General features: G+C 64.3%; 13 protein-coding genes and 1 pseudogene. 12 read left to right on the top strand and 2 right to left on the bottom strand.

What is annotated here, in order from left to right; all coding sequences use genetic code 11:
* Positions 1-2 precede the first annotated feature (2 nt).
* Entirely contained in the window at positions 3-329 is a 327-nt protein-coding gene (locus WDA27_02040) for a metal-sulfur cluster assembly factor (GenBank protein MFA5889727.1), read from the top strand.
* Here WDA27_02040 and WDA27_02035 read toward each other — a convergent pair.
* A complete protein-coding gene (locus WDA27_02035; protein MFA5889726.1) occupies positions 326-1318 on the bottom strand; it encodes a methyltransferase in 993 nt (330 codons plus the stop codon). The two genes, WDA27_02040 and WDA27_02035, sit on opposite strands and share 4 nt — an antisense overlap.
* Before the next feature lie 260 nt (positions 1319-1578).
* On the opposite strand from WDA27_02035, the gene sufB reads away from it, so the two are divergent.
* The 11 genes and pseudogenes from sufB to WDA27_01980 all read left to right on the top strand — a co-directional run bounded on the left by sufB (position 1579) and on the right by WDA27_01980 (position 12038).
* Entirely contained in the window at positions 1579-4134 is a 2556-nt protein-coding gene (gene sufB, locus WDA27_02030) for a Fe-S cluster assembly protein SufB (GenBank protein MFA5889725.1), read from the top strand.
* A complete protein-coding gene (gene sufD, locus WDA27_02025; protein ID MFA5889724.1) occupies positions 4127-5485 on the top strand; it encodes a Fe-S cluster assembly protein SufD in 1359 nt (452 codons plus the stop codon). Before sufB ends, sufD begins: the two co-directional genes overlap by 8 nt.
* The gene (locus WDA27_02020; protein ID MFA5889723.1) at positions 5482-5787 is read left to right on the top strand and encodes a non-heme iron oxygenase ferredoxin subunit; all 306 of its coding nucleotides are present in this window, start codon (positions 5482-5484) and stop codon (positions 5785-5787) included. Before sufD ends, WDA27_02020 begins: the two co-directional genes overlap by 4 nt.
* Positions 5784-6614 carry a Fe-S cluster assembly ATPase SufC gene (sufC, locus tag WDA27_02015; protein ID MFA5889722.1) on the top strand — a complete coding sequence of 277 codons (831 nt, stop codon included), beginning with the start codon at positions 5784-5786 and terminating at the stop codon, positions 6612-6614. The genes WDA27_02020 and sufC overlap by 4 nt, the downstream gene beginning before the upstream one ends.
* Positions 6615-6619: 5 nt before the next feature.
* The gene (locus tag WDA27_02010) at positions 6620-7864 is read left to right on the top strand and encodes a cysteine desulfurase (protein MFA5889721.1); all 1245 of its coding nucleotides are present in this window, start codon (positions 6620-6622) and stop codon (positions 7862-7864) included.
* A gap of 332 nt (positions 7865-8196) precedes the next feature.
* Positions 8197-8373, top strand: coding sequence for a hypothetical protein (locus tag WDA27_02005; protein ID MFA5889720.1), 177 nt, complete (start codon positions 8197-8199; stop codon positions 8371-8373).
* Positions 8374-8438: 65 nt separating this feature from the next.
* Positions 8439-9875 (top strand): hypothetical protein, encoded by a 1437-nt coding sequence (locus WDA27_02000; protein MFA5889719.1) that lies wholly within the window; start codon positions 8439-8441, stop codon positions 9873-9875.
* Between the two features lie 142 nt (positions 9876-10017).
* The gene (locus tag WDA27_01995; protein MFA5889718.1) at positions 10018-10434 is read left to right on the top strand and encodes a hypothetical protein; all 417 of its coding nucleotides are present in this window, start codon (positions 10018-10020) and stop codon (positions 10432-10434) included.
* A gap of 92 nt (positions 10435-10526) precedes the next feature.
* Positions 10527-10778, top strand: a pseudogene (locus WDA27_01990) (aminotransferase class V-fold PLP-dependent enzyme).
* A gap of 304 nt (positions 10779-11082) precedes the next feature.
* Complete coding sequence (locus WDA27_01985) at positions 11083-11520, top strand: SUF system NifU family Fe-S cluster assembly protein (GenBank protein ID MFA5889717.1); 438 nt, start codon at positions 11083-11085, stop codon at positions 11518-11520.
* A 14-nt stretch (positions 11521-11534) separates the two neighbouring features.
* Positions 11535-12038, top strand: coding sequence for a hypothetical protein (locus WDA27_01980; protein MFA5889716.1), 504 nt, complete (start codon positions 11535-11537; stop codon positions 12036-12038).
* Positions 12039-12059: 21 nt separating this feature from the next.
* Here the strand turns inward: WDA27_01980 and nadA are convergent, their stop codons facing one another.
* A complete protein-coding gene (gene nadA, locus WDA27_01975) occupies positions 12060-13199 on the bottom strand; it encodes a quinolinate synthase NadA (GenBank protein ID MFA5889715.1) in 1140 nt (379 codons plus the stop codon).
* Between the last annotated feature and the right edge of the window lie 136 nt (positions 13200-13335).

The following is a 13335-nucleotide window of genomic DNA, read 5'->3' as shown; positions in this document are numbered from 1 at the left end:
GCATGAGTGATCCAGTCGCATCCACCGAGGCGCCTACGCGCGAGCAGCTCCTCGAGGCCCTCAAGGTCGTCATCGATCCGGAACTTGGCATCAACGTCGTCGACCTCGGGCTGGTCTACGACGTAACCCTGGATGAGGGCATCGTCACGCTCTCCTACACGCTGACGACGATGGGGTGCCCGATCGGACCGATGATCGAGCAGCAAATGCAGCAGGTCCTTACGGTGTTGCCGGGCGTGAACTTCGTGGACGCGCGCTTGACGTTCGACCCGCCGTGGACGATGGAGTGCATGAGCGAAGAAGCGCGCCTAGCGATGGGAATGTTCTAGCGCTTTCGCGCTTCGATCGCGGTGGTGACGATCCGCCCACCGAGAGGTACGACTCGCTCCACGTCGAAGCCGGCTTCTTCCAGCCACGTGCGGTATTCGGGCACTGTGTATGCGTCGCCGCCTTCGGTGTTGACGATCATCGTCAGCGCGAACGCAACGGCGATCGGTGGGTCGCTTCGGTCGTCGTTTGGTGCCATCTCCATGATCACCAGGCGCGCGCCCGATGGAAGCGCCGCGGCGACGCGCGCCAGGATCTCGCGCGCCTTGGTGGGGGAGAAGTCGTGCAGCATGTTCGCGATCACCGCGCCGTCGCAGTCCTCGGGGAGCGGATCCGAAAAGACGTTTGCAGGATGCGTCGTGATGCGCTGGGAAAGACCGGCGCGCGCGATGTGTGCGGCGGCCGCGCGCAGCACTTCGTCTCGATCGACGACGACGGCGTGCAGAGAAGGGTTCGCGCGGCAAAGCGCGATCGACACCGCGCCGGAACCGCCGCCGACGTCCATCACGCGCGTGAGCCCCGAGAAGTCCACCGCGGTCGCAAGTTGCTCGCCCATGCGCAGTGAGTGCCCGTGCAGGAAGTCGAGGAAGAACTCGGCGGGGAAGGTGTGATAACCGTCGTCGTCTTGGGGAAGCGTCGGGGCATCCGCGCGAAGCGCCTCGTCCAGGCGGCCCCAAGCCCCCCAGCACCACCGTTCGTCCAGGACGTAGTTGCGCACCGAGTGCTCGCTCGCACTGTGCAGATAGCGCGAGGCGGCTTCGGTGTTTCGGTAGACGCCGTCGGACTTGGTGAGCAGGCGCGCGGCCACGCAGGTGTCCAGCAGGGCGCGTGCCGGGCGTGAGGCGAGTCCGAGGCGCGCGCCGGCGGCCTCCAAGCTCAGACCGTCGCCCTCCAGAATCTCGAAGACGTCCATTTCGACGGCTGCCATCACTCCGCGCGCCACCCAGAACGAAAGGAACGTCTCGAGCACGTGGTCCTGGTCGGCTGCCATGGCGGCAGGCTAACGGCCGGCCCCGTGCCCGGCAATCCAAGAAGCGAGCCTCCCTCGCGTTCCCGAGGGTCAAATCCCCGGCTAGACTTCGCCTCGTGTGACGTTGGGTCGCTGGTGGGGTAGGCTCCCGAGTCGGAAGGTGGGAGTTAAGAACTCCCAGGTCAGGCCCATGAAAGCCCGCTAAGGCGATGGTGGAATCTAATTCCGCCTGATAGCATAGGAATTGACGAGGCGATCGGGTGGAATCAGGAGAGAGCGGCATGGTGGCGAAGGCCCAAGATCTCGATCTGGGCAAGGCGTACCGATACGGCTGGCACGACGAGTCGACGTCGGTCAACGTCCCGAAGAAGGGCCTTTCGCTAGAGGTCGTTGAAGAGATTTCGCGCGGCAAGAACGAGCCCGAGTGGATGACAAAGATCCGCGTCAAGGCCTACGAGAGTTTCCTTCGCCGCCCGATGCCGACCTGGGGCGCCGACCTGTCGGTGATCGACTTCGACGACATCTACTACTACGTCAAGCCGCTCGAAGAGCAGGTGAAGTCCTGGGACGACCTCCCCGAAGACATCAGGAACACCTACGTGAAGCTCGGGATCCCCGAAGCCGAGCGCGAGTTCCTCGGCGGCGTCACAGCTCAGTACGAGTGCTTGCGCGGATCGACGACCGTGTGGACGACGAACGGCATGCGCTTCATCAAGGAACTGCAGCCCGGAGATGAGGTCTTCGCGCTGGACGAAGAGGCGCGCAGGATCGAGGTTGCGCGCGTGCGCGCAGCGGGATCCTCCGGCGAGAAGGAGATCCTAGAGATTCGTGCCCGCGGCGCTGCGATCGGCGCGTCGGCGAATCATCCCTTCCTTGTTCTGCGTGACAGCCGTAAGCCGGGACGCGTTCGCGCTCGTTTCGAGTCGCGCTGGGTCCCTGCCGAAGATCTGCGCGTCGGCGATCTGGTCGCGATCGCGACCGACGTTCCCGACTATGGGAACCCGGCAACACTCCACCGCCCGGACCGGCCCGAAGCGGATCGCTTCCCGGCCGCGTCGTCCGACGACCTGTGCTGGTGGGCCGGCCTCTACATTGGGGACGGCTACATCCATAACCGGAGCGGGTACCTGAGCGTCGAGATCGCCGTGGACGGCAAGGACATCGATCTCATCGCCGAGATCACCCGCGTAACGCGGGAGTTGTTCGGCATCGAGATGTCGATGGCCAAGGATGGATTCCGCCTCTGCGGCCGGGGAACCGGCGTGCTGGCCGATTTCCTTCTCTTTAACGGCCTTGGTGGGACGTCCCATACAAAGCGAATCCCCGACTGGGTCTTCGGTGTCCCGGCGTCGCAGCGTCTTGCGTTTCTTGCCGGGTACGTGGACGCCGACGGCTACGTGCGCGCGCATCCGTCGAACAAGGACATCGTGCTCACGAGCGTCAGCAAGGACCTTCTGGAAGACACGGCGAAACTCGCGGCACTGTCCGGGATCCGGTCGCGGCGCGTAACCGCGTTCTCGGGGCGTGGTGTTCGGCGGCCGCAGGAAACGACCACGGCGTACCGAGTCTCTCTCAGCGGACGGTTCGATCGAGTTCCATGTCGCTCCCCGAAGCGTCGGGAGCGGCTTGGCGCGCGCATATACAGTCACGGGTATCGCAGTGCGAAAGGGACGACCTTCCGCACGCACACGAGCGACATGCTGGGGTTCGTGCGCATCGACTCGGTTACCGCAGTCGGGGTGGAGCCGGTCTACGACATCGAAGTCGAGGGCCATCACAACTTCGTCGCCGAGGGGTTCGTCGTTCACAACTCCGAAGTCGTATACCACTCCGTGCGCAAGGACCTCGAAGACAAGGGCGTGTTCTTCTCGGACATGGACACCGGTCTTCGCGAGCACCCCGACATCGTGCGCCGCTACTTCGGCAAGATCATCCCGCCGAACGACAACAAGTTCGCAGCGTTGAACACCGCCGTGTGGTCGGGTGGATCGTTCATCTATGTTCCGCCCGGCGTCAGCGTCGAGATCCCGCTGCAGGCCTACTTCCGCATCAACAAAGAGAACATGGGCCAGTTCGAACGGACGCTGATCATCGTCGATGAGGGCGCTTACGTTCACTACGTCGAAGGGTGCTCGGCGCCGATCTACTCCAGTGACTCGCTTCACTCGGCCGTGGTCGAGATCGTCGTAAACAAGAACGCGCGCTGCCGTTACACGACGATTCAGAACTGGTCGAACAACGTCTACAACTTGGTGACCAAGCGCGCGGTTGCGCACGAGAACGCGGTCATGGAGTGGGTGGACGGAAACATCGGCTCGAAGATCACCATGAAGTACCCGTCGATCTACTTGGTCGGCGACGGCGCGCGCGGAGAGGTTCTCTCGGTCGCGTTTGCTGGCGCCGGACAGCACCAAGACGCCGGCGGAAAGATCGTTCACGCCGCGTCGAACACCTCCGGACAGATTATTTCGAAGTCGGTTTCCGCCTACGGCGGTCGCACCGGCTATCGAGGACTGGTGAAGGTGGATTCCGAGGCGGACGACGTCAAGACCTTCGTGCGCTGCGACGCGCTGATCCTTGATGAGGATTCGCGCTCGGACACCTACCCGTACATGGAGATCGCCAATCGCACGGCGTCGATCGGCCACGAGGCGACGGTGTCCAAGGTCGGCGAGGAGCAGCTCTTCTACTTGATGAGCCGCGGAATCAACGAGACGGAGGCCATGGGGATGATCGTGAACGGCTTCATCGAGCCGATCACCAAGGAATTGCCCATGGAGTACGCTGTCGAGTTGACCCGGTTGATCCAAATGCAGATGGAAGGCTCGGTTGGCTAGTCCGCCGGCCGCAGCGAACATCATGAGCGATCCGTTTACATCTGAGGCATCTGCGCGCCTGGCCGCGCGTACGGGCGATCCCGCGTGGCTCGCCGAAGTCCGGTCTGCTGCGTTTTCTCTGTTCTCTTCGCTGCCTTGGCCGGACGGCACCGAGGAGGAGTGGCGCCACACCGACTTGAGCGGCCTGGACTTCACCTCGCTCACAACTGAGGTTGCGGCTCCGACTGCGGTCGGTGGTCTCGATGCGGTTCCGGCCCAAGCGCAAGATGCACTCGGCGTCGTCGGCGATCGCGCCGGACTCGCGGTTCACGTAGACGCGGTCGCGGTGCATCAGTCTCTGGACCCTTCGCTTGCTGCGCGCGGCGTGATCTTCACCTCGCTGGCGCGCGCCGCAACCGAGCACGAAGAACTGGTCAAGGCGTGGCTCGGACGCTGCGGCGTCAGCGGCCACGAAGCCAAGATCGTCGCGCTGAACTCCGCGTTTCGCGGCGACGGGGTGTTCGTCTACGTACCGGCCGGCGTCGAGGTTGCGTTCCCGATCCAGACGCTGCACTGGCTCTCGCGCGAGGGCGTGTTGGTGTGCCCGCGCGTCGTCGTGGTCGCCGAGGAATCCTCTTCGATTACCTACATCGACGTGTACACGTCGGCTGCGCTCAAAGACCCGTCGGTGAACGCCTCGGCCGTCGAGATCTACGCGGCACCGAGCGCGAACGTGTCTTACTTGGCGGTGCAAGACCTGGCGCAGTCGGTGTGGCATTTCCACGTGCAGCGCGCGGTCATCGATCGCGATGCGTCGGTGCGATCGCTGGCGGTTACGCTCGGCGGCCGGATGTCGCGCTCGTTGGTCGAGAGTTTGCTGGACGGTCGCGGCGCGCATTCGGAGATGCTCGGCGTGTACTTCGGCGACCACGAGCAGCACATCGACAACCGGTCGCTGCAGGCTCACCGCGCGCCCGACACCACCAGCGAGTTGTACTACAAGGGCGCCCTCAAGGGCAGTTCGCACGCTGTGTACTCGGGCTTGGTGCACATCACCAAGGGCGCGCAGAAGTCCGACGCGCAGCAGACCAACCGGAACCTGTTGCTCTCCGACGGTGCGATCGCGGATCCGAAGCCGTTCTTGGAGATCGAGACCAACGACGTGCGTTGTTCGCACGCGGTCTCGGTCGGTCGGCCCGATGACGAGGTGCTCTTCTACCTGCAGTCGCGCGGCCTGAGTGCCGCCGACGCAGAGCGACTGTACGTCAAGGGGTTCTTCCAGGAAGTGCTCGATCGCGTGAGTGTTCCCGAGATGCGAACCGCCTTGGAGCGCGCGGTGGAAGACGAACTCGCGCTGGAGGATTCGCCGTGACGCGGGTGCGCGTGTGCGCGACCGGCGAGTTGCCGCCGGGAGAGGTCACCCGGGTAGAGGTTGATGGTCTGCCGATCGCCGTCGTCAACCTCGAAGGCACGTTCTACGCGCTCGCCGACACTTGCTCGCACGAGGAAGCATCGCTGTCGCTGGGCGAGATCGACGACGACTGCATCGAGTGCCCGAAGCACGGGGCCCAGTTCCATATTCCGACGGGGGAGGCCCGGTCGCTTCCGGCGACCAAACCGGTAGCCACGTTCGCGATCGAAGTCGCGGACGGAGATGTATTCGTGGAGGCATGATGACCAAGACGCAGACCGCAGCGGCCGCGACCGAGCGCGCGCCCGGCGAAGTGCTGCTCGAGATCCAGGACTTGCGCGCCGGCGTCGACGGACACGAGGGCGACATCATCAAAGGCTTGTCCTTGGTCATTCGCCGTGGCGAAGTGCACGCGATCATGGGGCCGAACGGTTCGGGAAAGAGCACGCTTTCCTACGTCCTCACCGGGCGCCCGGGGTATCACGTCACCAGCGGGACCGTTCGATTCAAGGGCGAGAACGTGCTCGAGATGACGCCGGACGCGCGCGCGCGCCTCGGAATGTTCCTCGCTTTCCAGTATCCGCAGGAGATCCCCGGCGTGTCGGTCGTGAACTTCTTGCGTGCGGCCAAGAACGCGGTGTCCGAGCGCGAGATGGGCGCGGTGGAGTTCTTCCGGTTCCTGAAGACCAAGATGGAGATGCTCGGCATGAGCGACGACATGGTGCGTCGCTACGTCAACCAGGGCTTTTCCGGCGGCGAGAAGAAGCGTAACGAGATCTTGCAGATGGCCGTGCTCGAACCGGACCTCGCGATCCTCGATGAAACCGACTCGGGTCTGGACATCGACGCGCTGAAGTCGGTGTCCGAGGGGATCAACGTGGTAGCCGGCGATCACGTCGGAGTGTTGCTGATCACGCATTATCAGCGGATCCTGAACTACGTGACGCCCGACGTCATTCACGTTCTCGTCAACGGGCGCGTCGCGCGCTCCGGCGGTCCGGAACTCGCCGCCGAGCTGGAGAAGACCGGCTACGATTCGCTTCGGGAGGAGGACGCGGCATCCCCTGACGATCGAGGGCCGCTGCCGTGACCGTCATGTTTGATCCCAAGGTCATCCGCAAGGACTTCCCGATTCTGGAGCGGCGCGTCCACGGCGACAAGCCGTTGGTGTACCTGGACAGCGCCGCGACTTCGCAGAAGCCGCGCGCCGTCATCGATTCCATTTCCCGCTACTACGAACTGCATAACGCCAACGTGCATCGCGGTGTCTACGAGCTTGCCGAGGAAGCGACCGCTGCCTACGAAGGCGCGCGCACCAAAGTGGCGGCTTTCATAGGCGCGCAGACTTCGTCCGAGATCGTGTTCACCAAGTCCTGCACCGAGGCGATCAACCTCGTCGCGTACACGTGGGCGCGCGCGAACCTTGGACCGGGCGATGAAGTTCTGGTCACCGAGATGGAGCACCACTCGGACTTGATTCCGTGGCAGATGGCGTGCGCCGCCACCGGCGCGACTCTGCGTTCGTGGCCGGTCACCGACGACGGGTTCTTGGATATGGACGCGATGGGGTCGCTTATCACCGAGCGAACCAAACTCGCGTGCATCACTCATATGTCCAACGTTTTGGGCACCATGCCACCACTCGCGCGCATCGCCGAAGCCGCGCATGCGGTCGGCGCGCTGCTGCTCGTCGACGGAGCGCAGGGTGTGCCGCACCTGCCGACGGACGTGCGCGCGCTGGGTGCGGACTTCCTGGCCTTTTCCGGGCACAAGATGCTCGGGCCCACCGGATCGGGCGGATTATGGGCGCGCGCCGAACTGCTCGAAGCGATGCCGCCCTTCCTTGGTGGCGGCGAGATGATCCTGGAAGTCTGGATGGATCGCGCCGTCTACAACGACGTGCCCTACAAGTTCGAGGCCGGCACCCCCAACATCGCCCCGTCGATCGGTTTGGGCGCCGCGGTGGATTACCTCACCGAGATCGGCATGGACCAGGTGCGCGCGCACGAGAAGGAACTGACCGCCTACGCGCTCAAAACCCTCGGTGCGATCGAAGGGATCCGGATCTTCGGCCCTCCGAACGCCGCCGACCGCGGTGGTGTGGTGTCCTTCTGGCTCGACGACGTTCACCCGCACGACCTGGCGACGATCGTGGACACCGAGGGAGTCGCGGTGCGCGCCGGCCACCATTGCGCTCAGCCGCTCATGCGCCGCCTCGGCGTCCCCGCGACGACGCGCGCGAGTTTCTCGGTCTACAACACCATCGAGGAAGTGGACGTCCTGGTTGCCGCGGTCGAGAAGTCGCGCGCGACGATGTCCGGCGGCGGCCTGCCCTTCTAGCGAGCCCCCCGCTCCCGAACGCAAAGGGATCCTTGACACCCATCCGCGCGTGGGTATAGCTTGCGTGCGTTCGCTTCGGAATGCCGCATCAATGCCATTGCCCTCCAACGCAGTCGGCGAACGCGTTCGCAAGTTGGAGCGCTTCACCGACATCGGTGGCGCGGGGAGCGGGGGGCACGAATGGCTCGCTTCACGGGTGGACGAACTGTTTCATCGATTCTGGTCGGCGCTTCGGAGCCCGGTCAGGTAGCACCTCCCCGCATTGCCGCATCCGGGCATCTCTCTCTCTCTCTCTCTCTCTCTCTTCACTTGATTCCATAATCCCATCGGTCTTGGGGGCGTCGGCGCTCGGGGCGATCCTGCGCGCCGACGCATCGAGTGTAGCGGCGGTGTGGCGATCCTTTGGCCCGCGCCAGGTTCAGGCGGCTCCCGAACGCCTCGCGGTGATCTCCGCGCGCACGCGGGACTTCAGGGTCTACGACAACGACGGCGACGCCGACGGGGGGTGAGGCCAGCTGAAGAACTCGCAGTCCGCAACAAACAATCAGGCGATAACTTCTGATAGGGGGGAACCGTGAAACACCTCGCCCTCGTCGCGATCCTGGCCGCCGGAGTCGTCGTCGCTGGACCGATCAGCCCAGCGTCGGCGGCAGTCTCAACGACGGTTACCGTGACCGGCAATGCGCAAGTGCGTGTCGTCGGTCACTTCGGCTCGTCCGCTGCTGGCGGTTTCTACTCGTTGTACACATACGGCGGACCACAGCAGAACAGCTTTGTTGATCTCGTCTCCGGCAACGCGAACGGCGTCGGCGACGTTGATGTCACGATCAGTTCGGCGATCGCCCAGGCCGCAACAACCAGCAATCAGTTTGAGTTGGCGATCGCTTCACTATTGCCCGGCTCGACAACGCGCGCTCGTGTGGCGGTCATCGGCATCGGCTTGCAATTCGCCGATGTCGCGGCAGGCGTGAAGGTCGAATGGGGGTCGGTGCCGCTCGCGGAAGTGAACGTCTACGACGACCCGCAAGACGCCATCCTTGCAGTTAATGGCCCCCATGGGCCCTCAAGTGCCTCCTCAACCAGTTCCAGTGGTTCTTCCTGCCCGGATTGCGTGTACGTGGATTCAGGCGATGACCCAGCATTGCTGGGACCCGGTGATCCTTCCCAGGACTTGCACGGCTACGACATGCCCGGACAGCGGGCGTTTCGTGGGACGTCCCATCGCGTCAAGGGGGCTACGAGTCGATTCGAGATGCACGCCGCCGACACGCAGCGATGGCAGAATGGCTACCGTTATCAGGCGGGGCCGTTTGCGGTGCAGTCGCATACCGACCGCACCCTTGGCACGAGCCAGGACACCTTCTGGCCGGTTCGAAGCGATTGCTGGGACCCGTCACTGCCACATGACGGCCCGAACTGCACTTCCAACGGACAAGAAGGCAACGCCGATGGCCGCCAGAAGAAGTTCGGCAACGACACTTGGCGGTGGGCGCAAGGCATCCACGCGTCCTGTTTGCCGATCCCGCTTTTGCCGTGCATCGAGGTGTACTGGACCCACGAATCGCTCTTCAACAAGCAGTACGATGGCGGCACTGACTCCGAGTGTGCTCCGGATTGCGCGTGGGATCTCACCGGCTACTACAAGAAGCCGACCGAAGTGAGGGCGAACACATGGGGTTCCTGGGCGCAGTTCACGCCGGGCTCTTCGGTCGGTTTGTTTCGAACGAATGACAACTCGTACGGCTCCGGAGTGACGGTGGACATCAGCTTCCCGGAGTCGTTTGGCTCAACCTCCTTCACGTCTTCGACCAAGCATACGAAGGCGTCGAAGTGGGGCGACTGGCACTGGTTCCGGCCGACGACGGACTACACTCACTTCTACAAGTGGTATCGCTACGCACTCGGCTCCACGGGCTATGCAAACGAGGGTTGGAGTTGTGAGTTCGACGATGACAGGGGCACCGGCAACCCCGGCCCACCCGGTGGCAGTTGCTGGAATCGCGGCTCGTAGGTTGATGACGACGCTCCGAGCAATAGCCGCGGCGCTCTTAGGGGTCGCCATGTTGGGGGCGTGTTCTTCTGGGAGTCCTGGGTTGGAGGCGGAGTTCCTGGCGAACTCCGCCTTACCAGGGCTTCCCCCATACCCGGGACACATGGTGACGACCGTGCAGTTGGCTACCGACGTCCCTGCTGCGGTGAAGGTCGAAGCGGTGAGATTCAGGTCGGATCGCGGGGTCGCTGTCGACTATCTCGGCTACACGACCTGCAAGCGCGGCTGTGTCGGCAGCGGTCCGCTGGACGCCGAAGCGCAGCGACTCATCGACCGTGGGCGTGAGGGGTTGCTCCCGATCCCGATTCGTTCGGGACATCAGGAAACGCTCTCGCTGATTCTGCTGGTGCGACTTACCGATGAAGGCCGACAACTGCTGTCCGACAAGGGGTGTCTCGGAGTTCGCGCTGTGTTGCTGCGAGTACAAGGCGGCCGTGAAGTGATCGCCAGTTCGCCGATGGCGTACGTCGCCGTATTGGAGGCCGGTCAAGAGAGCAGGTGCATTACTCGTCGGAACTAACCTTGCCGTGGTGTCGCTTCCAGGTTTCTTGCCGTGGATGGCACCGTGTGGGCCTGACGACGGCTCCAGGGTGAATGGCGCAGCGCGCCGAAGACCGTGGTGGCGCCGTCTCCTTCTGGCTCGACGACGTTCACCCGCATGACCTCGCAACCATCGTCGACACCGACGGTGTCGCGGTGCGCGTCGGCCACCATTGCGCTCAGCCGCTCATGCGCCGCCTCGGCGCCCCCGCGACGACGCGCGCGAGTTTCTCGGTCTACAACACCATCGAGGAAGTGGACGTCCTGGTTGCCGCGGTCGAGAGGGCGCGCACCACGATGTCCGGCGGCGGCCTGCCCTTCTAAACACTCGGACTTGACCTTCCCCGGCCCGGCGGAAGCTCACGCGTTCGGAGGATCCACCCGGCGCTGCGTGTTGCCGCCGTTCTGGTGTAGCCCCGGCGTCGTCCGGGAGCCTGTCACGGCGATTTCGCGACAGGCTCCATGTGTCGCCAAACCGACACCAGAACGGGTGGGAACAGCCGGCGTGCGGGGTGGGGGCCGCGCTTGCGCCGGATTGCCTAAGTGCGCGCGCGGTGCCGGGCGGGTCGCGCGACGGTCTAGCGCGCGCCCGCGGGTCCAGGTTCCTAGGCTGCGATATCCTTCCGGCATGTCTCTCGACGACCTTTATCGCGAAGTAATCCTTGACCACTACCGGTCCCCGCGGAACAAGCATGGGCTGGATGGGTCCGACATCGACGTTCACCGCAACAACCCCTTGTGCGGCGACGACATCACCGTTCACGCCCAGGTGCGCGACGGGGTCGTGGTGGATGCCGCGTTCGAGGGGCAGGGGTGTTCGATCTCGCAGGCCTCGGCTTCGATGCTGACCGACTACATCAAGGGCAAGCCGATGGCCGAGATCGAGGAGCTGGTCCTGCGGTTCCGTCGCATGATGGCGGGGGAGACCGAAGGCGTGGACGAGGAGACCCTGGGCGACTTGGTCGCGCTCAAGGGTGTGGTCAAGTACCCGGTTCGCATCAAGTGCGCCGTGCTCTCGTGGGACGCCCTGCAAGAGGGGCTGTCGTCTTTCGAGCCCTCGGCCTGATCGCGAGGTTCGCATTGAGGAAGAGACTGGTTTCGGCTGCAGTGGTGGCGGTGCTCGTGATCGCCGGGAGCGCGTGCGGCACGAATACGGAGTCGCGGGAACCGGGTCCCGGAGAGCATCGGATGCCGGACGGCTCGATCATGAAGGACTCCGATATGGGCGGGTCTTCGTCATCCGCGGTCCCTCGTCCGGAATCAATGGCGAAGCTGCGATTCCTCTCGCCGTCGGAGGGGTCCTTGGTTCCTCACGGGAAGGTGCGCGTGAAGTTTGGGTTGACGGGCGCGCACCTGGCTCGCGAGTCCTCCGGCTCGATCGCGCCGAACGCCGGGTATATCCATCTGGCGCTCGACAGCAAAGTCGTCACGCTGACGGCTGAAACGGACTTCGTTCTGAACGAGATTGTCGAAGTGGGGCAGATCGGCCCGGGATTGCACGTCTTGGACGCCGAGTTCGTTGCGACAGACCATGGGGTGTTCAATCCGCGGGTGACCGCTCGAGTCACGTTCCGCACGAAGTGAGGATCGCCGCGCTCGCGCGGACTACGTGATTTCCAGCATGCGCTCGAGCGCGATGCGTGCGCCCTGAGCGGTGGTTGGATCGACGCGGATGCGGTTCACGACGGTGCCCTCGACCAGGTTCTCCATCACCCACGCAAGGTGCGGCAGGTCGATGCGATTCATCGTCGCGCAGAAGCAGACGGTGCGATCCAGGAATGCGACGGTCTTGTCGGGGTGTTCGAGTCCGAGCCGGTGAACTAGATTCAACTCGGTGCCGACAACCCACTTCGAACCCGGCGGTGACTGCGAAACCGCGCGGATGATCTGCTCGGTCGAGCCGACTTCGTCGGCCATCTTTACGACTTCGTGGCGGCACTCCGGATGCACGATTACCCGGACGCCGGGGATGCGCGCGCGCGCCTCGTCGACCATCTGCGGTGCGAACCGCTGATGCACCGAACAGTGGCCGCGCCACAGCAAGACCTTGGCGCGCGCGATCTCCTCCTCCGTTAGGCCGCCGAAGTCCTGGTGCGGGTCCCATACCGCGCAGTCCTGCGGCGTCAGGCCGAGTGCCACGGCGGTGTTGCGACCGAGGTGCTGGTCGGGGAGGAACAGGATCTTCTCGCGCTGTTCGAACGCCCAGCGCATCGCAGCGCCGGCGTTGGAGGATGTGCAAACGGCGCCGCCCTGGAAGCCGGTCAGCGCCTTAATGTCGGCCGATGAGTTCATGTACGTCAGCGGCATCACGCGGCCGGGCGCGACGCCCTGCAAGATCGCCCAGCACTCCTCGACTTGGGCGATGTCTGCCATGTCTGCCATGGAGCAGCCGGCGGCGGTGTCGGGCAGGATCACCGAAACGTCGTCGCCGGTCAGGATGTCGGCCGACTCGGCCATGAAGTGCACGCCGAGGAACACGACGTAGGGGGCACCGGAATCCGCGGCGTAGCGCGCGAGCTTGAAGCTGTCGCCGCGCGTGTCGGCGAACTGGATGACCTCTTCGCGTTGGTAATGATGGCCGAGCAAGACAACGCGATCGCCGAGCGTCTGCTTGGCCGCCGCGACGCGGTCGGCCAGAGTCGGATCCGACGCCGGGGGGAGATCCGCGCAGGTCGTTCCGCGCTCGCTCTGCTCGGGCGCCGCCACGGGGTCGATGATCAGGGCACCTAGGGGTTCTGGGGGCACGGGCGTCCTCGTTCGTTCGTGATTTCCATGATCGATGTTAGTGCTTGAGGCAGGGCCGCGCGAATGGTTTGAAGGCTCTTCTTCCGGAACGCTTCGACAAGGTGACGCGGACCGGCGGAGCAGTGGAAATGATTCC

It is taken from the genome of Actinomycetota bacterium, assembly GCA_041658565.1.
Classification (GTDB): Bacteria; Actinomycetota; AC-67; order AC-67; family AC-67; genus JBAZZY01.
Note: the sequence above shows the minus strand (reverse complement) of the source record. Positions and strands in the feature narration are given on the sequence as shown.